The sequence below is a fragment of the Xenorhabdus mauleonii genome, assembly GCF_900113945.1.
GTDB lineage: Bacteria > Pseudomonadota > Gammaproteobacteria > Enterobacterales > Enterobacteriaceae > Xenorhabdus > Xenorhabdus mauleonii.
In genome coordinates, this window is record NZ_FORG01000005.1 from 99,636 (window position 1) to 122,581 (window position 22,946).

The window sequence follows — 22,946 nt, forward strand, 5'->3', positions numbered from 1 at the left end:
CCTTATCTAGTCATGCGAGAAAAATTGTTGATACTGTTCAGCCTTAAAGCCGAGTAAATATTTATCTGCTGATAACGCTGTGTTTGTTTTCTCTGAATGTGAGATCAAAAGAGGTCGTTTTATTATTGCAGGCTGTTCCAGCATCAGTGCCTTGGCCGCTTCAGCGTTATCAATGGCTGATTTTTGCTCATCAGACAATTTGCGCCAGGTTGTACCACGGGTATTCAACAGGGGTTCCCAGCCGATCTGTTCAACGAATGATTGGAGTAGCTCAGGGGGTAGACCATCAACACGATAGTCATGAAATTGATAAGGGATCTCTTGGTCTTCTAGCCAGCGACGTGCTTTTTTTATGGTATCGCAGTTTTTGATGCCGTAAAGAATGAATGTCTTGTGAGAAGTGGTGTCCGACATGATGAGATCCTTGGTCTTGTTTAACGTATCCGACATAATGCGTGAAATTTAGTATTTTATCCAGATTGCTTACTCCCTTGCGCATACTTGCTGTTCTTATTTCCACCAAGGTTTCTTTATCAACAGATTTCTGCCAGTAATTTTCTACCAACATTCACGTTACAGGTTGCAAACCATTTGCAATCTCAGAAGAGAGAAATAGAGGAAAAGAATATAAATAAATTAATAGCATTGAAATAATAACTAAAATAAATAATGCATGTATTTATTATACAAATAATTAATTTATTTCAAATCAATTTGATATTTTCGGTAACTCACAATTTCCCTGCTGGCAAAACTTAGGGAAATTGTGTTCCATATTGAAGATGCAAAAGAAAACTCAATGTCAGATTAAGGCTGCTTTTCTATGCTTCAAATAGATAATAGTGGCTTCAAGGCGGGAGCGAGATTTAAGTTTTTTCAATAGGTTACGTGTATGGACTTTCACGGTTTCTTCAGAAATAAAGAGGAAGTCAGCAATTTCTTTGTTGGTCATGCCTTCGGAGATTTCTTTTAAGACATCCAATTCACGCTTAGTTAATTTTGATAATGGATCGACATAAAGATGGCGAGTGGATAAATATTGGTGAACTTTTTCACTGAACACGGCATGACCATCAATCGCTTTTTTTATGTTGCTCAACAAAGGAGCAAGTTCAATGTCTTTTAATAAATAACCATTCGCGCCGGCATCAACGGCATCATAAATATCACCGCGATGATCTGAATCAGAGAGTACAAGAATATAGGTATCAAGCCCTTTTCGACGAAGTGACTTAATCGTATCAATTCCGGAAAGACCGTGAATTTTCAGATCGATCAAAATAATGTCCGGTTTTATCTGGCAGGCGATATTTATTGCATCTTCACCATTGTCAGTTTCGGCTGTTACAATGAGTTCCCGTTCCAATTCGATCAAATCTTTTAAGCCATGACGAATGATTGGATGATCATCTACTATCATAACTGAATGATTATGCATATTCTTTCTCCCATATAGAAATGCAGATTTTTTGTTTGATAAAACATAAAAACAGGATTCTGCTTTATGTTAAATTGCTGTGTGATTTTTATGGAGTATATTGAATCATCATTAATGAGATTCTGAAAATATATCCTGATATAAAAATAGAAATATCGCAAACAGGTTTATCCATTCAGATGAAATAAAATTCACTTTCATTAGAAAATGCGTTTTCTTAATTGCTAATAATTTTCTAAATAAATTTTTGGGATATTTTATAGATTAATTTTTGTTTTTGTAAACTTATTTTAAATAATAATTTTAAATCGACTATTTAATTAATTTATCAAGTTATTAATTGGAGATTAAATACCTCTCTATAGGTATCATTAGGATAATATCTATATAATATTGGTTAATGCAACACCATGATTTGCCGTTTTTTTACCCTTCGATTTTGATGATTATGAACAAAATGCTGCTAACATCATGATTTAACCTTCCGTAACTATTATACTGGACGGATTTTTACTTCGACAGACGTGTAAAGGATCAGATAATGGATGAAAAATTAAAACAAAGTGCTCTTGATTTCCACGAGTTCCCACAACCAGGAAAAATCACAGTTACTCCGACCAAGCCACTCACTACACAACGTGATTTGGCATTAGCCTATTCGCCGGGTGTTGCTGCGCCATGTCTTGAAATAGCAGAAGATCCTTTGGCCGCCTATAAATATACAGCCCGTGGTAATCTTGTTGCGGTTATTTCCAATGGTACGGCTGTGCTGGGGTTGGGTAACATTGGTGCTTTGGCCGGTAAACCTGTGATGGAAGGCAAGGGCGTTTTGTTCAAAAAATTCTCCGGCATTGATGTTTTTGACATTGAAGTGGATGAAACTAACCCGGATAAATTGATTGATATCATTGCTGCGCTGGAGCCAACGTTTGGTGGTATCAACCTTGAAGATATCAAAGCACCAGAATGTTTCTATATTGAACAGAAACTGCGCGAACGCATGAAAATTCCTGTATTCCATGATGATCAGCACGGTACGGCGATTATCTGTACCGCAGCAGTTCTGAATGGCTTACGGGTTGTTAATAAAGACATCAGCAAAGTACGCATGGTAGTTTCGGGAGCGGGAGCCGCTTCGATTGCGTGCATGAACTTGCTGGTGGCTCTGGGCTTGCAACGTGAAAATATTGTCGTTTGTGACTCGAAAGGCGTTATCTATCGTGGTCGCGAAGAGAATATGGAAAAAACCAAGGCTGATTATGCCATTGAAGATAACGGCAGCCGCACATTGGCAGATGTGATCCCGGATGCTGATATTTTCCTGGGCTGTTCTGGGCCGGGTGTTCTGACCCAAGACATGGTGAAAACCATGGCGCCATCCCCACTGATTATGGCACTGGCCAACCCTGAGCCAGAAATCCTGCCGCCGTTGGCAAAAGCGGTACGTCCTGATGCAATTATTTGTACCGGTCGTTCTGATTTCCCGAATCAGGTCAATAACGTTCTCTGCTTCCCATTCATTTTCCGTGGTGCCTTGGATGTCGGGGCAACAACCATCAACGAAGAAATGAAACTTGCTTGTGTCCGCGCCATTGCAGATTTGGCACTGGCTGAGCAAAGTCAGGAAGTTGCTTCCGCTTATGGTGATCAAGACTTGTTCTTTGGCCCGGATTACATTATCCCTAAACCGTTTGATCCTCGCTTGATTGTCAAAATCGCACCGGCCGTGGCAAAAGCGGCGATGGAATCCGGCGTGGCAACACGACCTATTGCTGATTTCAACGTATATATAGAGAAGCTCAATGAGTTTGTTTATAAAACGAACTTGTTCATGAAACCGATTTTCTCTCAAGCGAAAAAAGAGAAAAAACGCATCGTATTGGCAGAAGGGGAAGATGTTCGCGTATTGCATGCTACGCAAGAACTTGTTTCTCATGGTCTGGCATTCCCGATTTTGATTGGCCGTCCTAGCGTCATTGAAATGCGGATCAAAAAACAAGGCCTGCATATTGAGGCCGGTAAAGATTTTGAAGTCGTAAACAACGAAAATGACCCACGTTTCAAAGAGTATTGGCAAGAATACTACCAAATCATGAAGCGTCGTGGTGTTTCGCCAGAGCAGGCACGTCGCGCAGTGATTGGCAACCCAACACTCATTGGTGCAATCATGGTACACCGTGGTGAAGCGGATGGCCTGATTTGCGGTACGGTGGGCAGCTACAATGAACATTACCAAATCGTGAAAGATGTCTTCGGCTTCCGCCAGGGCGTACATACCGCAGGTGCGATGAATGCCTTGCTGTTGCCGATGGGAAATACATTTATTGCCGATACCTACGTCAATGAAAACCCAAGCCCGGAAGAATTGGCTGAAATTACGCTGATGGCGGCTGAAACTGTCCGTCGTTTCGGTATCGAGCCTAAGGTAGCCTTGCTGTCACGCTCAAGTTTTGGCTCTTCAGATTGTGAGTCTGCGCAAAAAATGCGCAAGGCATTGGAGTTGGTTCAGCAAATGGCCCCATCACTTGAAATCGATGGAGAAATGCACGGAGATGCGGCGTTGGTGGAGAGTATCCGTCGTGACATCATGCCAGATAGCCCATTGAAAGGCTCTGCGAATCTGTTGATCATGCCAAATATGGAAGCTGCCCGCATCAGCTATAACTTATTGCGCGTGACCAGTTCAGATGGCGTAACGGTTGGGCCAGTCTTGATGGGTGTGGCTAAACCTGTCCATATTCTGACCCCAATTGCTTCTGTGCGCCGTATCGTGAACATGGTGGCATTGGCGGCAGTTGAAGCTCAAACAAATCCACTGTAATTCACAATCCCAACATTCTCGGTTTCAATCATGAAATCGAGAATAATTTGAGTGATACCCCGCCAATGCTTCCCTTGGCGGGGTATTTTTATTTGTAAATAATTCTCATTATCTATACTATGCGGCAAATTTTATTTTGATAATGAATAACTATGAAAAAATTTACCTGCATAAAATCGACATTTTTAATGTGTTCTCTTTTGGCTGGCAGCTTTGTGCTTAATGGTTGTGCCGGCGCTCCCGATAACGCCAAAAACACTTCTCAGATAGTATTTCAAACCCTTCCTGCTGAATTAACCCAATCGGGTGCTGTCGTTGATCTGAAAACAGGGAAAGAAATTACCTCTAACGAGTTACTTGAGCGATTGACTGCTTATCCTCGCGTTGTTGTGGGGGAAAAACACGATAACCCTTACCATCATCAGATAGAGCTATGGCTGGTGCAACAGCTAGAACAAAAACGCCCTCACGGTTCTGTATTACTGGAAATGATTAACCCAGATCAGCAAGAAAAAGTGAATAAAGTGAAAAGCTGGTTGCAGGGTAATCCGATCGTCAGGAGTGAGCGGATTCAACAGCTACTGGCTTGGCAACAAGGGTGGCCTTGGGAATGGTATGGTGATTTGACGATGGCGCTGATGAAAGCACCGTATCCATTGTTGGCTGCCAATATGGATCGCAGTGAAATCAATCAGGCTTATAAAGATCACAAAACAGGGGATAAAACGTCACTAGTGCCTGATGATGTTAAAAAAATGATTGAGATAACCATTAAAAATTCTCATGGTGAAGATATAGAGAAACAGCATCTTTCTGCCATGACGAAGATCCAACAGATGCGTGACCGCCGCATGGCTGAACAACTCATCAAAGCACCGTCACCGGCTTTGCTATTTGCGGGTGGATATCATGCTGCTAAAGCCATGGGCGTACCTCAACATGTGAAGCAGATCGCACCAAACGAAAAAATCGCGGTATTGATGATCGCAGAACAAGGCGTCTCTTTGAACCATGAATATGCAGATTTTGTCTGGTTTACGCCCAAAGTGAGTGAAAAAGTAACCAAATAATATTAGTTATCACAAGGACGTGCATAAGCAATAAATAAAAATAGTTTTCATTTATATATACAATTGATTATCATTCCTATCCATTTATTATTGACAAAATGTGCTACAAGAAATGTTAACGTACACCACGTATCAAAATGTTCACACGGGTCACGTGACAAAATCCTTTCTCGCTGCGATCGCACTCCATGCCGTGATAGTTGGCTGGTTGGTTTACAAACCTGCGGATGTTGATATTGAGGAATTTCTGCCTCCGCCTGCGGTTATGGTTGAACTGTCAATACAGACGGAAGCAATACATAAGATACAAAATCAACCCGTTGGTGTTGAGCAGATACTGTCTGTTACCAGCAAACAGCAGGAAAGTAAGGTTGATGAAGTTAACATGCCGAAATTGGATGTAAACGAGGATGCGCTTCTTTTGGTGAATAAGCAGAAGAAAATGCAGGAGGCGCGGGAAGTTCCCCAAAAAACACGACCTGTCGAGCGTGCAAAAGCAAAAGAACAAGAAAATGACAAGTCGCAAACTAATGCAGCACCGACGACCAGTAATGCAACAGCAAATAATGTGACTACCCGCACAGCGGCAGCTTATGAAAGTAACTCGGACACGATTGCCGATGCCAAGGCGGTATGGCAAGCCGAAGTTACCGGTCATTTGAATCGTTATAAAAAATACCCACAGGACGCGAAGAGAAGAAATCGAACAGGGCGTCCCGTAGTGCAATTTACCGTTAATCAACAGGGAATTGTGCTTGATAATAATTTGCTGCGGCCTTCCGGGACTAATTCACTCGATAGGGAAGCAAGGATGGTATTGGAAAGGGCACAGCCTTTACCTGCGCCTCCTGACATTATTTTAACGAATGGCAGGATTACAGTTGAACTGCCGATAGATTTTTATTTATCCCAATAAAAATACAGGATTGATGGCATGTCTGAGGATAAAAAAGCGTTTTCGGCAAATATCAAAAAGCCAAATCAAAAAAATACCGTAAGCAGTAAAAGAATGATGCTTAGTTTTTTGCTGGGTGGTAGTTTGTTGAGTACAGGTCTATTAAGTACAAGTTTTGCCACTATCGCAATGGAGGAAAATATGGTTCCACCTACGGCCAAAAAGCAGCCGCATCAAATGGAAATGCACGGAGATTCCCGTGTCGATAATTATTACTGGCTGCGCGATGATAATCGTCAGGACGAAAATGTCATTAATTACCTGAAAGCTGAAAATCAGTATACCGAGCAAATGCTTGAATCGGGTAAAGAACTGCGTGAAACCCTGTATAAAGAAATGACTGACAGAATGAATAAAGAAGATCAGTCCGTTCCTTATACCTATAATGGTTATGTTTATCGTACTGTTTATGAAGCAGGGAAAGACTTTCCTATCTACCAGCGGAAACCTGCCGATAATTCGACTGACTGGTTGGTTATGGTTGATGGCAATGAGCGGGCAAAGGACCATAAATTTTACCAGCTCGGCGGATTTGCCGTCTCATTGGATAACAAACGTATCGCGATAGCGGAAGATACGCAGGGGCGTCGTAATTTCCACGTTTCATTTAAAAATTTTGCTGACACTGATTGGCAGAATAATGTTATAGAAAACACTTCTGGCAACATTTTGTGGGCCAACGATGGCAAGACCCTGTTTTATGTGCGCAGGGATCCACAAACTTTATTGCCTTATCAATTATTCCGCCATCAATATGGCACGGATACCAAACAAGATAAAAAAGTTTATCAAGAAAAAGATGAACGTTTCTATTTGTCGATCGCGGAAAGTACCTCGCTTGATTATATTTTAGTGTCTAGCACCAGTTATACCAGTGCAGAATATCGACTGATTGATGCAAATAATCCGCAAGCGGAACCACAGATTTTCTCTGCCCGCCAAGCAGGGCGCGAATATGATCTCGATCATTTCCGTGGTCAATTCTATATTCGTTCTAACCATGAAAGCCCATTGTTTGGTTTATATCGCACGGATGCAATTAATAAACCGTGGGAAACTGTGATTGCACCGCAGGAAAATACTGATCTGGAAAACTTCGAGCTTTTCAATAATTGGCTGGTTGTACAAGAGCGAACGAAAGGGTTATCGTCAATTCGCCAGATTGACTGGAAAACTCAGCAAGAAAAACGCGTCCACTTTGATGATCCTGCATATATGGCGTCATTGAGCTATAACCCTGAGCCAGATACAAATTTACTGCGCTATAGCTATTCTTCCATGACGACACCAAGTTCAGTATTCCAGTGGGATATGCAAACTGGTGAGCGTGAATTACTGAAGCAGCAGGAAGTTAAAGGATTCAACAAAGAAAACTATGAAAGCCAGCGCATGTGGGTAAAAGCCCGCGATGGGATGGAAGTTCCGGTTTCTCTGGTGTACCGCAAATCCTTATTTAAAAAAGGTGAGAACCCAATTCTGATTTATGGTTACGGGGCTTATGGCATCAGTATGGATCCCTATTTTAGTTCAGCCCTTCTGAGCTTATTAGATCGCGGTTTCGTCTATGCATTAGTCCATGTTCGTGGCGGTGGGGATTTAGGCAAGAATTGGTATCTGCAAGGTAAAATCGAAAACAAAATGAACAGTTTTCACGATTTTATTGATGCAACCAAGAAACTGATTGCCGATGGATATGGTGACAGCAAGCGTGTTTATGCGGAAGGTGGCAGCGCCGGCGGTTTATTAATGGGCACTGTCATTAACCAGGCTCCAGAATTATACCGTGGCGTAATTGCAAAAGTGCCATTTGTGGATGCATTGACGACCATGCTTGATTCCTCCATTCCATTGACAACGGGGGAATATGAAGAGTGGGGCAATCCAAATAACAAAGAAGATTATTACCGCATTAAATCTTATAGCCCTTATGACAATATTGAACATCAGCGTTATCCGCATTTGCTGGTTACGACAGGCTTGCATGATTCTCAGGTTCAATATTGGGAACCCGCAAAATGGGTCGCAAAATTAAGAGAAATGAAACAAGGTAATAGTCTCTTATTATTGGAGACAAATATGGATACCGGCCACGGCGGAAAACCAGGTCGTTTTAATCGTATTAATGACATTGCCTTTGATTATAGCTTTTTATTAATGCTGGATAATGCGAAAACATATTTCCCAGAATTAAAAGACGAATAAAAATTATTATTTAATAATCCATAACACTAATAAGAAATTATCAGTGTTATGGATGCTTTACACACAAATTTGCGAAGCAATGTGAACAACAATAAATATTATATCTATTTAGGGTAAGGATAATGAAAATTGTAGCTAGAATAGCTGGAGTCAGCGCTGTGCTGATGGGCCTCCAGGGAATCGCTTATGCTGAAAATACGGACGACAATAAAAAAGAAAAAGTTGTGCGATTCAGCAGTCTGAAAGTTTCAGGTGCGCAAGATAATAAAAACTCTGCACAGATAGAGGCAATGGAAAAACCAGGTTCTTATAGCTCTGTGGGTGAAGATAATAAATTAGAGTCTATGGATAGCGTATTGCGCAGCTTGCCGGGGACTTATACTCAAATGGATGCCAGTCAAGGACAAGGAGTTGTCAGTGTTAATATTCGAGGCTTGAGTGGTTTTGGCCGAGTGAATATGATGGTTGATGGTATCAGCCAGAGTTTTTATGGTTCGGCAACGAGTGAGATTTCGCACGGGACACAGCCTTATAGCCAGTTTGGCGCATTAGTTGATCCAAATTTTATTGTTCGTGTTGATATTGCTCGTGGTCAAGCTGATGATTCAGACTCTGTCAATGCTTTGGTTGGAAGCGCTAATTTCCGCACCATTGGCGTTGATGATGTAGTATTCGAAGGCAATAACCTAGGCGTTCGTACTAAATGGACATATGGCAATAATGGCATTGGCCGAAGTGGTATGATGGCGGTTGCAGGAAAAACGGAAGCATTCGGCCCAGAAGGTTCTTTGGGAGCTATCTTAGCTGTCAGTGGACATAATATTGAAGCCCACTATAGGAATGCTGAAGGTGTGAGTAGTGAAGAATTTGGTACAAGCGAAACGTTCAAACAAAAGCCAAATTCTCAACTAATGAAAATAAACATTAAACCCAATGATTTTCATGATTTGGAGTTAAGTAGCCGTTTATATCATAATAAATTCAATAAGCGCCATATTGATAACTATGATTATTATTTAAAATATAACTACACCCCATTTACTGAACTGGTTGATGCTAAAATTATGCTAAGTACCAGTAATGGACGGCAAAAATACCTTCCTAGGACGATGGGTGTATTAGGGGAAAGTGAATCAAATGGAAAATCAAATTCTATTGATATAAAAAATACTAGTCGGTTCAATTATGAAGATACTGATTTTGCGTTCACGCTAGGTAGTAAGTGGATGCATACAGAGTATCGGAAAAGTATAGATGTAAGTACTGGTGATAAAATTAGAGATAAACAGATTGCAGAAAATAATATGTTTTCTCCAAGTGGTAAGCAAGATATTGCCAGCATTTATAGTAAACTGAAAATTGAACGTGATATTTACACCGCTGATTTAGGATTAAACTATCTGAATTACAGTGTGAGAGGGAAAAAACCAGCTTGTGAAGACCGAGTGGAGTGTTTTCCTCAGGGCGAGGCCCAGTTAAATCTTAAAGAGCGTGGTTTCAATCCGAACATCTTATTGTCAGCAGAAATTATTCCTGAGTTTCAACCTTTTGTAAGCTATTCGCACTCAATGAGAGCTCCCAATGCTCAGGAAATTTTCACCACAATGGATGGTGGTGCTTCTATTAATCCATTCTTGAAAGGTGAAAAAGCGGATACTTATCAAATTGGTTTTAATAGTTATCGCCCGAACTTAATTGTGGATGGAGATACATTCCGTCTAAAAGCAGCATTCTTCCATACTAAAATTAAAAATTATATTAGTAGTGAACCGTATATGCTTTGTCTTGAAAGAAAGTTATGTATACTTGATGGAACATTAACGGATGAAGAAAATGCAACACTTAATGAAAATGTTGCTGGCTCTCTTCACACCAATAGCTTGACACCGGTAACTATGAAAGGTTATGAAATCTCTGCTAATTATGATGCAGGTATGTTTTATAGTTCACTAGCATATAGCCAGCAAAAAACACAGCAACCAACATCAATAACAACATCCATGTTCGGCGGAAGCCCAGCATCCCAATTACCAGAAAGTTATTTAACATTGGATACAGGTATTCGCTTTTTAGATGAAAAAATTAGATTAGGGGCTATTGTAAAATATACAGGAAAATCTTATCACATGAACCCTGCCGGTGATACGGATGAGAACAATAGAGTAAAAATGGATGAATCAGACAAAGTGCCTACGATTATTGATTTGTATAGTGACTACCAAATCAATAAAAACGTATTTCTAAAATTTGCAATACAAAATTTGACTAATCGAAATTATTCTGAAGCACTGAATCGAATGAATTCAACACCTCTCATGCAAGAGCAAGAATCTAAAACCCAAACAGCCCGCGGTAGAACCTACATTATGGGCGCTGAGATTCGTTTCTAATAGGATTTAAAAAATATCAAAATTATTAACCACTTCAGGCGATATTCTGAAGTGGTTAATAATGTGTATTGTAGCCTTGATAATAATATCCATTATCACAAAACTAACTAAAGTAACCCAATAATGCCTAAGACAGCCCCATCTATAAGTACTTTTATTAAAAGGCTTGTCTCGGAGTCAATAATATTAATTTCGAATAAAATATCAACAAGGCTATTTAGTATGCCTCCTATACCATTAATACACTTTGTGATTTCATTCTTTAATGACACGCTAATAATAAAACTTTCCATCGGTTCATCTAGTTCTTTCATGATTACTCCGTTACTGAAAGTGACGTTATTGTTTCTTTTTACTACTGCATTTATGTCTCTTGGTTATATAATTTATAGATTGGTGTATATATTAGAAGGCCATATATAGTGGTGTTATCTATTGTTATAATTATAACGATGGGGAAAATAATTAATATATAATTTAATCCTGTTATATTCAGTTTTTTTATTTTTTAAGTATAAATGCGGAAATAAGTGTTAACAATCCTTCAAGAATCGATTTTATACCATGAGATATAAGCATTTTTTGATACTTACTAATTGTTCGTTTATTAACTAATATATCTAAAGTAGCGTTAAGAATTATTGATACGCCATTACTAATATTCTCGATACAATCATAAACATCAAGCTGTTGAACTTCTTGCATATTTGTTGTTTTTTCCATAATTCCCTCATTACATAATAAAATATATAATTTTAATAACCATAATATGGTTATAAATTCAAAACTATATAATTGTTTTTTACATGATAATAATGCATTAATATGATGAAGTTCTATATTCCCCCCCCCATATGGAAGGGGAATATAGAGTTAACTTATTTTATTGATATTATGGATTTTCCTGTTTTTGTTGTTCTAACACCTTTATAGCAGCTTCTTTTAGCGCATCAGTGATGGAAATTCCTAGTTTTGCTTTAGATTGAATACTTTCATTTCCGGGGTTTTTTGCACTCCAAATACCAAGGCCACCGTCAATAATCAAATCTAAACCACTGACAATATCTTCAATACTTTTCCAAAAGCCATCATTTTTTGCTAGGTTATCAGTATCTGAAGCAGTTGCTAATTGTGTCATAATTCCCTCACATATTTATGTTGTGTGTAATGTTTGTTGCTAATCAATAGCTATATAAAAAATATAATGTAGGTGAAATTATTTTTTCTATAGAAACCAAAAAAGTTAATTAATGAGTATTTCATCCAATATCAATGAGTATTATTTTAGTCGTTAAATACAAATAAACATTGTTCGGAAAAATAATATCTATAGAATAATTTCGCTTACAAACTAAGTATAGGATAAAGATTTCATCTATCAAGTAATGGAATAAAAAAATACAAAAAAGAGTAATTATTTAACCTAACTTTTTTATTTTTAACTAAATAAAATCTTCTGTGGAGATGATTGGAAACAAGATTTCCTCTGTTAATAATTCCACTTTAAGTTAAATGATTAATTTTTTATTCTAATGACGTATAAGAATTGAATCGAGGATTAATTTAAGAAAAAATCATCCGTGCTTTGTGCGGCCAATACAATTTTTCTGGATATTTAAATAGAGATTTAACGCACTAAAAAATAATGTAAAAAAGCAAATCCAGAAGAATGTGAGAAGCCTCTCAAAATCAGCGCTAATAGTGCAGTGCTGGGATAAATTAAACCTCCCTCTATAAAAGGAAATTTTTACCGCGACATGATTCTACTAGCGTTGGTCAAAGATTGGAGAATAAAGCCAATTAGCGGGCACTGTTCACACAATGAAAAAATTTATTTATGAGTAAAATAGCGCTTGTCATTAGAATAACTTACTTTATTAAGATAATGGCAATGTTAATTTCGGCTACCTATTCAGGATATTACGCTCATGTCAGATAAGTTAATAAATACATGGATTGAGTTTCATAACGCAACAGATCAAGACCAAAAAACGCAGCTCTTTATTGAATTTTTTAATCTATTCCACTCATCCGATTTTTGGCTTGCCACTGCCGTTGCAGACAACAGCGATGACTACACCTTTTCGATAAAGGAAGATCCTGAATTCCATTTCAGGCCGTATATCATTGCTTATCTCTCTGAAGAAAATCCTGCATCATGGCACCACGCTGAATCTACCGACAATAATCCTGAAAATTTCCATCAGTTCCGTGCTGAACATTTGTACTATCTTGTTGACGAATTCCAATGCGACCTTGTGATTTATAACGGGCATAATTATGTGATTTTCGATCAAAACACACTGACAAATATAAAAAATTCAGCACAAGGTGAAAACGAAACCTATCTCCCTGATAACTCCCAGCCTTTTACTCCTTCTGATTGGGGGATGATATTAGGCGCACCTTACTCCTGTTTTAATGGATGGAGTTGCAATGATTATTCTCAAGAAGAAGATGATGGAGGTTTAGCATCCGCCTGGGGTATTGAAAATCGCGATGATCTGGTTTACCAGCTATTTACTCTGCTGGTGAGGGGACATGCTGTCGATTATTACAGGATGCGGGATGAGCTGAGCGAATTATCAAAACCAGAATTTGATGAAATGCTGGCAGGTATTCAGAAAAGTGATATGAATGAATCTGATAAACAAGAAACTATTTGGCGTTATACCATGATGTATAACAATGAAAATGATATTCAGGACATTCAATATGTAGCGTGGGATTATGTTCGTTTCAGCATGTTGTGTCTGAATGGCTGTAAACTGCAATATATCTCAGAGCAGGAAGCGAAAAATTGGGCACTTATGCTCGCCCCGTTGCTACGGATGGTTTACAGCGGCTGGGATAACCTCTGGTATCACTTTGCGCTTACACGCTGGTTTTGGGCATCAACGGATGGGGATTGGGCTGAGTGTCAGTCTGAATATGTCAATATTATCCGTGCGTTGCTGAATGACGAAAATAGCCCAACCAATGTTATCGATTGGAATAGCGATTTGCCTCCCACCGAAACCCATTCATTTGCCCAAGCGCTAACTGAAGTGTTGGCAAAACAAAATCCCGACATTGATTTTAATGAAGTGCATGAAGCCATTAGAGAACAAGTCAGGGCTGATGAATTATAAGGTATAAAAAATGTGCTCAAATTTTACAATTTGAGCACATTTATATTGATAGCAGTTTGATTAATTAGATTTTTTCTTGCGGGTTTTCTTTACTTGAGTGACTTGACTCTCAACCCAGCCATCCTGCAACCGAGTTTTCAGCGTATCCCCAACTTTCACCTGCTTAACTTGCTTTAACAATGTTCCATCAGGCGCTTCGCCGATACTGTAACCGCGACTTAACGTTGCCAACGGGCTGACCGCCTCCATTCGTGAACAGGAAACCGCAAATTTTTCCCGATAACGCCCCAATTGCCGCTCAATCGCTTGTTTCAATCGAAAATCAAGTTGTTGGATGGATTGATCGTAATGGCGGATTTTTCGCTCCGGATGCGTTTGCAATAGGCGCAGGCTAATTCTTTCATGTGAATTTGCATGCTGTTTTAGGCTGCGTGAAAAAGCATCAATCAACTTTTGGCGCAATTCAGCCAAATGATTTTGCTGGCGCGCCAACTGCAAATCAGGGCGTTGTTGTCGGAGCCTATGCTGCAATACATTGAATACACGTTGTTTCTGGGCGAAGAAGTAATCCATCGCCATTTCGAACCGCTGTTGCAGAGACTGCACCTGCCTCAATAATTCGATTTGATTGCGGCTAACCAGTTCTGCCGCCGCAGAAGGCGTTGGCGCGCGTAAGTCAGCGACAAAATCTGCGATTGTCACGTCTGTTTCATGACCGACAGCACTGACAACAGGAATACGGCTCTGGAATAATGCCCGTGCAACCTGTTCGTCATTGAAACACCATAAGTCTTCAAGTGATCCTCCTCCACGTCCGACAATCAGGACATCACACTCTTGCCGCGCGTTTGCCAGTTCAATTGCCCGAATAATCTGCAATGGAGCTTCGGCACCCTGAACAGCGGTAGGGTAAATGATAATGGGCAGGGAAGGATCACGACGTTTCAAAATATTGAGAATATCGTGCAGTGCCGCACCACTGGCCGAAGTGATAACACCAAGACGTTTGGCGGGCGAGGGCAGTGGTTTTTTATGAAATTGATCAAACAAACCTTCAGCTGCGAGTTTTTGTTTCAACACTTCAAATTGTTGTTGTAATAACCCATCACCGGCAGGTTGAATGCTTTCCACGATTAATTGATAGTCGCCCCGAGGCTCATACAGGGTAATTTGTGCCCGAACCAATACCTGTTGCCCATTTTGCGGTCGAAATGTTGCCTTTAGGTTTTGACCACGGAACATGGCGGCACGAATTTGTGCTCGTTCATCTTTTAACGTGAAGTACCAATGTCCTGATGATGGCTGAGAAAAATTGGACATTTCGGCAGAAAGCCAAATCCTGCCCATTTCCAGCTCCAATAGCTGGCGAACCGTCTGATTAAGGCGGCTAACAGAAAAAATTCCGGTATTGGTAGGTAGTGACATGTGAGCTAGATCAAATTTTAAAACAAGGACTTAATTAACTGATATTAATCTTCCTGTATGACTAATCAAGAATTTTTTTTTAAAAAATGCTGGAGGCAACCGATTTCGGCCTGTATAATGCCGCGGCAATATTTTATCCCTCTTATTGCCCCATTGCTTGGTGAGATATTGCCCATGTTACGTATTAAAAAAGAAGCATTAACTTTCGATGATGTTCTGTTGGTTCCTGCCCATTCTACAGTCCTGCCTAACACGGCGGATTTGTCTACCCAATTAACTTCTACTATTCGCCTGAACGTTCCTATGCTTTCAGCAGCCATGGATACCGTGACGGAATCTTCACTGGCAATCGCACTGGCTCAGGAAGGGGGCATTGGCTTCATCCATAAAAACATGTCAATCGAGCGTCAGGCTGAAGAAGTCAGCCGCGTGAAGAAACATGAAAGCGGTGTTGTTACTGATCCTGTGACTGTAACGCCACAAACGACTCTGCATGAAGTTCATGAATTGACTGAACGCAATGGTTTCGCTGGTTATCCGGTTGTGACAGAAGCGAATGAGCTGGTTGGTATTATTACCGGCCGCGATGTGCGTTTCGTTACCGATTTGGATCAGCCTGTGACTGCGGTGATGACACCGAAAGAGCGTCTGGTAACAGTGAAAGAAGGCGAAGCCCGTGAAGTTGTCTTGCAGAAAATGCACGAAAAACGTGTCGAGAAAGCGCTGGTTGTTGATGATAACTTCCACCTGCTTGGCATGATCACGGTGAAAGATTTCCAGAAAGCAGAGCGTAAACCAAACGCATGTAAAGATGAACAGGGTCGTCTGCGTGTTGGTGCTGCGGTTGGTGCAGGCGCTGGCAACGAAGAACGTGTTGATGCGTTGGTCGCTGCGGGTGTGGACGTGCTGTTGATTGACTCTTCTCATGGTCACTCTGAAGGTGTTTTGCAACGCATTCGTGAAACCCGTGCTAAATATCCTGATCTGCAAATCATTGGTGGCAACGTAGCCACTGGCGAAGGTGCCAAAGCGTTGGTTGCTGCGGGCGTGAACGCAGTGAAAGTAGGTATCGGCCCTGGTTCTATTTGTACAACCCGTATCGTAACGGGTGTTGGTGTTCCTCAAATCACGGCTATCGCAGATGCGGTTGAAGCGCTGGAAGGGACAGGCATTCCTGTTATTGCTGACGGTGGCATTCGTTTCTCCGGTGACATCGCCAAAGCGATCGCTGCGGGCGCGGCATGTGTCATGGTCGGTTCAATGTTGGCGGGCACAGAAGAATCTCCGGGAGAAATCGAACTGTATCAAGGCCGCTCGTTCAAATCTTACCGTGGAATGGGTTCTCTGGGCGCGATGTCCAAAGGCTCTTCTGACCGTTACTTCCAGACTGATAATGCGGCTGACAAACTGGTTCCTGAAGGCATCGAAGGCCGTGTGGCTTATAAAGGCCTGCTGAAAAGCATCGTTCACCAACAAATGGGCGGTCTGCGTTCCTGCATGGGTCTGACGGGTTGTGCAACCATTGACGAACTGAGAACTAAAGCAGAATTTGTTCGTATCAGTGGTGCAGGTATTCAGGAAAGCCACGTTCATGACGTGACTATCACCAAAGAATCACCAAACTACCGTTTAGGTCTGTAATTTATTTAGAGTGGCCCGTAATCGGGCCACTGATTTATTTATCTTTTAATTGCCACTTGTTTTGGGAATTCACCTCAAATGACAACTAATATCCATAAGCATCGCGTTCTGATCCTTGATTTTGGCTCGCAATATACACAGCTTATTGCCCGCCGTATCCGTGAAATTGGTGTTTATTGTGAACTTTGGACATGGAATGTTACCGAAGAGCAAATCCGCGAATTCAATCCAAACGGAATCATCCTTTCTGGTGGCCCAGAAAGTACCACTGAAAACGATAGCCCTCGCGCTCCAGATTATGTCTTTAACGCAGGTGTGCCTGTGTTGGGGATCTGTTATGGCATGCAAACTATGTCCATGCAATTGGGTGGCGAAGTTTCCAATTCTAACGAACGTGAATTTGGTTATGCTCAGGTTGAAATCAAAAACAACTGTGAGTTATTCCGTGATATTCAAGATGCCCTGAGCGAAGATGGCAAGCCTTTGCTGGATGTATGGATGAGTCATGGTGATAAAGTTACCGCTATTCCTGCTGATTTCACGACAGTTGCCAGCACCGACACTTGTCCGTTTGCCATTATGGCGAATGATGAGAAACGTTTTTACGGTGTGCAATTCCACCCGGAAGTGACTCATACCCATCAAGGTTTGAATATCCTGAAACGCTTTGTGTTGGATATCTGTCAGTGTGAAGCGCTGTGGACACCGGCTTCTATTATTGACGATATCGTAGAACGTCTGCGTGTGCAGATTGGCGACGATCAGGTGATTCTGGCGCTGTCCGGCGGTGTGGATTCCTCTGTTACAGCCTTGCTGTTGAACCGCGCAATTGGCAAGCGTCTGACCTGTGTTTTCGTAGATAACGGCTTGTTGCGTTTGAACGAAGCGGATCAAGTCATGGAGATGTTTGAAGGTAAATTTGACCTGAACATTATCCATGTTAAAGCTGAAGATCGCTTCCTGTCTGCGTTGGCTGGAATTGATGAACCAGAAGCCAAGCGTAAAACCATCGGCCACGTCTTCATTGACGTATTTGATGAAGAAGCATCAAAACAAACTCAGATTAAGTGGCTGGCACAGGGCACAATTTACCCAGATGTGATTGAATCTGCGGCATCCGCAACGGGCAACGCACATGTCATCAAATCTCACCACAACGTAGGTGGTCTGCCAGAAGATATGAAACTGGGTCTGGTTGAACCGTTGAAAGAACTGTTCAAAGACGAAGTTCGCCGTATTGGTCTGGAATTGGGGTTGCCTTATGAGATGCTGTATCGCCACCCATTCCCAGGTCCGGGCCTTGGCGTTCGCGTATTGGGCGAAGTGAAGAAAGAGTATTGTGACTTGCTGCGTCGTGCTGATGCTATCTTCATTGAAGAACTGCACAAAGCGGACCTGTACCATAAAGTCAGCCAGGCATTCACCGTATTCCTGCCGGTTCGTTCAGTAGGCGTTATGGGTGATGGCCGTAAGTACGACTGGGTTGTTTCCCTGCGTGCGGTAGAAACCATTGACTTTATGACCGCTCATTGGGCGCATCTGCCATATGACTTCTTGGGTCGTGTATCGAACAGGATTATTAATGAAGTCAGTGGCATTTCGAGGGTAGTCTATGACATCAGCGGCAAGCCACCAGCAACAATTGAGTGGGAATAATCCCGCGTTAGGTAATAGCTGGTAATAACTGGCAATAAATAACAAAAAAAGCTCATGTTTTTACATGGGCTTTTTTATTGTCTGTTCCCTCATGCTAAATGCTTCCTCAGCTTGTTGCCGAACAATTAGAGGCGTAAATAACATGATCAGATGATGAAATCGCATCGCCTGTATACTGCCGTTTCCCGTATCATTTAATTCGTATGTCAGAGTAGCAAGATAAAACCTTAAGAAGTGATTTAGGTAAAGAACTTTATAGAATTATTTATATTTATTGCAATATGAAAGAATGCAGGTAATAAAATTAAATCTTCAAGGAAATTATGTGGATTGAACTTTTCAGAGCGCTACTGAGTTTATGCATTTTCGATTTAATGTACTTCAATCAATAAAGGGCTGCGATAAGATTACTGATAAAATATCTTCATTTGAGAAGGAAAATGCGATGGAGTAATCATTTTTGATAAAAACATTAATTCTTGAATTCAGTCGGAGGAAATGAAGAAATAATTAGAAGATATGTACGATATTAAAATAAGGTTTCGAAAGTAAAATTGGCAAGATAATATTAACTAAAACTGGAATAACCATCAGTAATTTTTCTTTTATGGCTGCGCCAAGGTACTTGTATAACAGGTGGTTTTTTATAAAAACTGCATCTCGCTATAAATTTTAATAGTGGATTTATTTTGGTATATAAATTAAAAACTTTATTCTATGTTAGCCGTGAATGCTAATGTTGGTGATTAGCTTTATAAATTTATTGCCCATTGATTAGCACTATAAATCTATTGCTCATTATAGTGATGAATCACGTTATTTTAATATCTGAAACGGATTATATATTATGTCAATAAATATTGCTAAAGGTTTGGTTAATGTACTCGAAGGCTGTAAAGTTAAAGCGGCGTTTGGCATTGCTGGGGGATTTATTGGCCCAGTATGGGAAGCATTAATGGAATCGGAAAAGATTAAAACATTTCACTGTAGGCATGAATCAGGAGGCGTCTTTGCTGCATCTGAGTATAGCTTGTGTGAACAGGCCCCAACCGTGGCTTTTGCTACAGCAGGCCCAGGCATAAGTAATGCATTAACTGGGTTAAAAGCAGCAAGGTTGGATGGGGCGCAAGTTGTTTTTATCTCATCAATCACATCAGTGGCTCCTTCAGGAAAGTGGGGCTTGCAAGAAACCACAGTACAAAATATAAATGGTTTGGTTCTTGCTGATGGGCAGGGTTATTTTGATGAAGTCATTATCATAAGTAAAAAAGAAGATTACGCCCAAATTGAGAAAAAATTAAAGGAAGGGTTTAATAAGAAAGAAGGCTATGTAGTTGGTATATTTTTGACAGCAAAAGTACAGCGAGAAATCATCGAGAATGAGAATAGTGAAGCGTTTTTTTTATCTAATGACGATCTCGATGTTAATGTAAAACGTCATTCACAGGAATTAGCTGATTCGATTGTCAATAAAAAAGCTGTTTTTTGGGCTGGGTTTGGTGCGCGGAATGCTTCTGCTCTATTGACAAAAATCGCTATAAAAACAAACTCACAGGTCATATCGACCCCTCGGGGTAAAGGGATATTTGATGAAAAAAATAGTCTTTATGTCGGAACCAGTGGTTTAGGTGCTGATGGGGAAAATATTTATAACGCATTACACTGCCCGTCATTGTCAACGGTGATCATTATGGGCACCCGATTGGGCGAGTTAAGTTCTTCCTATGCTCAAAATAGCCTTAAAGATGTTAACGTTTATTATATCGGTCTGAATGCGCAGGAAGTCAAAAATAACCTACCTCCGCATGCTGTCATCATTGACTGTGATATTGAAAAATTCCTTACGTTAATTGATTCTCATATTGATTATGAATCAATGCCTGATAGAGATATTGAAACGGTTCCCACCCTCCATGAGAGTGATAAATATCATTCAGATCCTGCAAAGGATATGTGTCACCCACTTGATGTGATGCGTGTAATTCAAGAAATAGCGATTGATAAATTTGATTGTTATGTTGCGTCAGAAGCAGGAAATTCCTTTGTTTGGGCTAATCGCTACTTAAAATTTTCCCATCCGTTAAGATATCGTACAAGCACAGCGTATGGCTCTATGGGGCACTATGCTTGCGGGATGGTCGGGCTTGCTGCATCAAAAGAACGTTGTGCAGTAGGTATCATCGGTGATGGTTCCATGCTGATGTTGAATGAAGTAAGTACAGCAGTTAAATATGGATTACCTGCTATCTGGCTTGTGATGAATGATGCCAGTTACAATATGTGCCGCCAGGGGGAAGAATTATTGAATAATACTTCATTTGATTACGACATTCCTCCGGTTGATTTTGCTTTATTTGGGCAATCTATTGGGGCAACAGGCTATACCGTCACAAATGTAAAAGAGTTATATCAAGCACTCACTCAGGCAATTGAAGAAAAGAAACCTGCCGTGATCAATGTCGTTATTGACAGACACCCGCTTCCTCCCCTTAAAGATAGAGTGGAAAGTTTAAAGAAATTGAAGGTGTAATCATATGAATAATGGCATTTCAATCATTTCAGCGGCAGGCATTCTGCCAACGGGAAAAATTATTATTCATCCTGAGGAGAACATAAATAATGAATTTAGCGCTCCCGGCAAACAGAAGGCATCCCGTCCTCGTACTATATGGCGCTTAAATAATAAAGATGAATTAATTGAATTAATAAAAGTAAGCTTGTTAGAGGCAGTAAAACAGGTACAAATGGATATTTCCGATATTGATTATCTGATCCTTAGCCAAGTGTGGTTTGATAACATTTTGGGTGATGAATCCGGGCAACTTGCCAGAGAATTAAAACTATCTTGCCCAGTGGTGCCAATCAATGTTGGAACAAGTGGCGGGATAACGTCACTGGAGCTTGCCTCATCTTTGTTTATCAACCCAAAATTTCAGAATATAGCTGTTATTGCTGGGTGCAATTACTCGCATTGGTTTTCGGAAAGCGATCCTGCGAGGACGTTATTAAGTGATGGCGCTGCATGTTTAATGCTTAGCAGAAAACAAGGCGTAACTGTGGCCGGTTGTCAAACTGTGAGTACTGCCCATTACGATGTTTTGCAATTTAATAGAGAACCTGTGCCGCATGTCCGTTATAAACCGCAGAGTGGTGATTATATATTTAATAATTTGCAGGAGACGACTTACCGATGCTGCAATGAGGTGTGTCAAGCAAACGGAATTAATCTAAATGATGTCAGTGCTTTTTATATCTATGATCCAACAGAATGGGCTGCCGGCCATTCAGCGGAAGCATTAGGGGTAGAAAAAGATAAAGTGATATCCATTTTTCACAAGTATGGAAGTTTAGGGCCAGCTCAGAGCTTGTTTGGTTTTATGGAAATACAACATAATAAAAATTTAACTGATTCTGACTGGGTTGTTGTGATGGGCATTGGTCCTTCATTTACTGCAACAGCCGCGTTATTTAAATGGCAGCATATTCCTAATCGTATATATTGTTATGATCATAAAACTCGATTAATTAGTTCAATAGAGTGATTCAAAATACCTAAACTATTATTAAGTGTCTATTTTAGATTAAGCCTTGTCAGTTTAGGTAAAATAACTAACTGTTTCACACTAATATCATATTTATTGGGAATGTTATCGGGTTTTTATCATTGAATGTTTGTTGGTGAAAAAATTTTAATGAATTAATTACGCTAACTATCGATATAAATGGAAATAATCATGACAAGCGCAGCAATTCATTACTAGGAATTTAGTTTTTTCAAACCAATAAATTCCTTTCTAGGTGCAGTGCTAAAGAAAGTCGGCTGTCTCTTGAACAAGGCTCGTGATCAAGAGACAGCCGACTTTAGTCAGTCGTTGTTAAGTCTAACTTCATGGAATTTTTTGATGGAATGGGTACAACACTCTAACTTACTCTAAATTGCCGTGGGCATTGGATTCGGTCACGGCATTAGTGCCTATTTCCCCGTTCCCATGCATCTTGCATATTCAATCTTCATACACCGATCATATAACCAGGATTTATCAATATACGGTCGGCATAAATTTTCAGCCTGTATGCGGCATCGTGGATTCGGATATGGGTCGATTTGTTTTGAACTTTTCGCTAAGCCCGTATTGGGTATCACAAAAATAAATATACTCATTAATAATGAAGCGTAACAACATAGTCTTTTCATTTTAATACCTCTTACATTAGAG

General features: G+C 40.4%; 16 protein-coding genes. 10 read left to right on the top strand and 6 right to left on the bottom strand.

Annotated features, from left to right (window positions below; genetic code table 11):
• Positions 1-6 precede the first annotated feature (6 nt).
• Both BM100_RS06685 and BM100_RS06690 read right to left on the bottom strand, forming a co-directional pair.
• Positions 7-414, bottom strand: a complete 408-nt coding sequence (locus BM100_RS06685) for an ArsC family reductase (RefSeq protein WP_092509193.1) — start codon at positions 412-414, stop codon at positions 7-9.
• A 388-nt stretch (positions 415-802) separates the two neighbouring features.
• A complete protein-coding gene (locus tag BM100_RS06690) occupies positions 803-1,438 on the bottom strand; it encodes a response regulator (protein ID WP_092509195.1) in 636 nt (211 codons plus the stop codon).
• Between the two features lie 541 nt (positions 1,439-1,979).
• On the opposite strand from BM100_RS06690, the gene maeB reads away from it, so the two are divergent.
• From maeB to BM100_RS06715, 5 genes are all read left to right on the top strand, one after another.
• Complete coding sequence (gene maeB / locus BM100_RS06695) at positions 1,980-4,259, top strand: NADP-dependent oxaloacetate-decarboxylating malate dehydrogenase (protein ID WP_092509197.1); 2,280 nt, start codon at positions 1,980-1,982, stop codon at positions 4,257-4,259.
• A 152-nt stretch (positions 4,260-4,411) separates the two neighbouring features.
• Positions 4,412-5,329: a ChaN family lipoprotein gene (locus BM100_RS06700; protein ID WP_092509199.1), complete on the top strand. Its 918-nt coding sequence runs from the start codon at positions 4,412-4,414 to the stop codon at positions 5,327-5,329.
• 154 nt (positions 5,330-5,483) lie between these two features.
• The gene (locus tag BM100_RS06705) at positions 5,484-6,245 is read left to right on the top strand and encodes an energy transducer TonB (RefSeq protein ID WP_244590527.1); all 762 of its coding nucleotides are present in this window, start codon (positions 5,484-5,486) and stop codon (positions 6,243-6,245) included.
• An 18-nt stretch (positions 6,246-6,263) separates the two neighbouring features.
• Positions 6,264-8,486, top strand: coding sequence for a S9 family peptidase (locus BM100_RS06710; RefSeq protein WP_092509203.1), 2,223 nt, complete (start codon positions 6,264-6,266; stop codon positions 8,484-8,486).
• A gap of 122 nt (positions 8,487-8,608) precedes the next feature.
• The gene (locus tag BM100_RS06715; RefSeq protein ID WP_092509205.1) at positions 8,609-10,876 is read left to right on the top strand and encodes a TonB-dependent receptor domain-containing protein; all 2,268 of its coding nucleotides are present in this window, start codon (positions 8,609-8,611) and stop codon (positions 10,874-10,876) included.
• Positions 10,877-10,983: 107 nt separating this feature from the next.
• Here BM100_RS06715 and BM100_RS06720 read toward each other — a convergent pair whose 3' ends face one another.
• From BM100_RS06720 to BM100_RS06730, 3 genes are all read right to left on the bottom strand, one after another.
• Entirely contained in the window at positions 10,984-11,190 is a 207-nt protein-coding gene (locus tag BM100_RS06720; protein WP_092509207.1) for a hypothetical protein, read from the bottom strand.
• A 187-nt stretch (positions 11,191-11,377) separates the two neighbouring features.
• On the bottom strand, positions 11,378-11,599 hold the full coding sequence (locus BM100_RS06725; RefSeq protein ID WP_092509209.1) for a hypothetical protein: 222 nt from the start codon (positions 11,597-11,599) through the stop codon (positions 11,378-11,380).
• 169 nt (positions 11,600-11,768) lie between these two features.
• Positions 11,769-12,014, bottom strand: coding sequence for a hypothetical protein (locus BM100_RS06730; RefSeq protein WP_092509211.1), 246 nt, complete (start codon positions 12,012-12,014; stop codon positions 11,769-11,771).
• A gap of 790 nt (positions 12,015-12,804) precedes the next feature.
• Here BM100_RS06730 and BM100_RS06735 point away from each other — a divergent pair.
• Complete coding sequence (locus BM100_RS06735) at positions 12,805-14,007, top strand: DUF1266 domain-containing protein (protein ID WP_092509214.1); 1,203 nt, start codon at positions 12,805-12,807, stop codon at positions 14,005-14,007.
• Positions 14,008-14,067: 60 nt separating this feature from the next.
• On the opposite strand, the gene xseA is transcribed toward BM100_RS06735, so the two are convergent.
• Positions 14,068-15,432 carry an exodeoxyribonuclease VII large subunit gene (gene xseA, locus BM100_RS06740; protein ID WP_092509216.1) on the bottom strand — a complete coding sequence of 455 codons (1,365 nt, stop codon included), beginning with the start codon at positions 15,430-15,432 and terminating at the stop codon, positions 14,068-14,070.
• Positions 15,433-15,606: 174 nt separating this feature from the next.
• Here xseA and guaB point away from each other — a divergent pair, with 174 nt between their 5' ends.
• From guaB to BM100_RS06760, 4 genes are all read left to right on the top strand, one after another.
• A complete protein-coding gene (guaB, locus tag BM100_RS06745) occupies positions 15,607-17,073 on the top strand; it encodes an IMP dehydrogenase (protein WP_092509536.1) in 1,467 nt (488 codons plus the stop codon).
• Between the two features lie 78 nt (positions 17,074-17,151).
• Positions 17,152-18,729 carry a glutamine-hydrolyzing GMP synthase gene (guaA, locus tag BM100_RS06750; protein ID WP_092509218.1) on the top strand — a complete coding sequence of 526 codons (1,578 nt, stop codon included), beginning with the start codon at positions 17,152-17,154 and terminating at the stop codon, positions 18,727-18,729.
• An 847-nt stretch (positions 18,730-19,576) separates the two neighbouring features.
• Complete coding sequence (locus BM100_RS06755; RefSeq protein WP_092509220.1) at positions 19,577-21,259, top strand: thiamine pyrophosphate-binding protein; 1,683 nt, start codon at positions 19,577-19,579, stop codon at positions 21,257-21,259.
• Between the two features lie 4 nt (positions 21,260-21,263).
• Positions 21,264-22,271 (top strand): 3-oxoacyl-[acyl-carrier-protein] synthase III C-terminal domain-containing protein, encoded by a 1,008-nt coding sequence (locus BM100_RS06760; protein ID WP_092509222.1) that lies wholly within the window; start codon positions 21,264-21,266, stop codon positions 22,269-22,271.
• The last annotated feature ends 675 nt before the right edge of the window (positions 22,272-22,946 follow it).

Bases quoted from the DNA above. Each gene is read 5' to 3' on its own strand.
- BM100_RS06755 (WP_092509220.1), top strand. From the start codon at position 19,577: ATGTCAATAAATATTGCTAAAGGTTTGGTTAATGTACTCGAAGGCTGT.
- BM100_RS06725 (WP_092509209.1), bottom strand. From the start codon at position 11,599: ATGGAAAAAACAACAAATATGCAAGAAGTTCAACAGCTTGATGTTTAT.
- guaA (WP_092509218.1), top strand. From the start codon at position 17,152: ATGACAACTAATATCCATAAGCATCGCGTTCTGATCCTTGATTTTGGC.
- BM100_RS06735 (WP_092509214.1), top strand. From the start codon at position 12,805: ATGTCAGATAAGTTAATAAATACATGGATTGAGTTTCATAACGCAACA.
- BM100_RS06700 (WP_092509199.1), top strand. From the start codon at position 4,412: ATGAAAAAATTTACCTGCATAAAATCGACATTTTTAATGTGTTCTCTT.
- BM100_RS06760 (WP_092509222.1), top strand. From the start codon at position 21,264: ATGAATAATGGCATTTCAATCATTTCAGCGGCAGGCATTCTGCCAACG.
- BM100_RS06720 (WP_092509207.1), bottom strand. From the start codon at position 11,190: ATGAAAGAACTAGATGAACCGATGGAAAGTTTTATTATTAGCGTGTCA.
- BM100_RS06690 (WP_092509195.1), bottom strand. From the start codon at position 1,438: ATGCATAATCATTCAGTTATGATAGTAGATGATCATCCAATCATTCGT.
- xseA (WP_092509216.1), bottom strand. From the start codon at position 15,432: ATGTCACTACCTACCAATACCGGAATTTTTTCTGTTAGCCGCCTTAAT.
- BM100_RS06685 (WP_092509193.1), bottom strand. From the start codon at position 414: ATGTCGGACACCACTTCTCACAAGACATTCATTCTTTACGGCATCAAA.
- BM100_RS06710 (WP_092509203.1), top strand. From the start codon at position 6,264: ATGTCTGAGGATAAAAAAGCGTTTTCGGCAAATATCAAAAAGCCAAAT.
- guaB (WP_092509536.1), top strand. From the start codon at position 15,607: ATGTTACGTATTAAAAAAGAAGCATTAACTTTCGATGATGTTCTGTTG.
- BM100_RS06730 (WP_092509211.1), bottom strand. From the start codon at position 12,014: ATGACACAATTAGCAACTGCTTCAGATACTGATAACCTAGCAAAAAAT.
- maeB (WP_092509197.1), top strand. From the start codon at position 1,980: ATGGATGAAAAATTAAAACAAAGTGCTCTTGATTTCCACGAGTTCCCA.
- BM100_RS06715 (WP_092509205.1), top strand. From the start codon at position 8,609: ATGAAAATTGTAGCTAGAATAGCTGGAGTCAGCGCTGTGCTGATGGGC.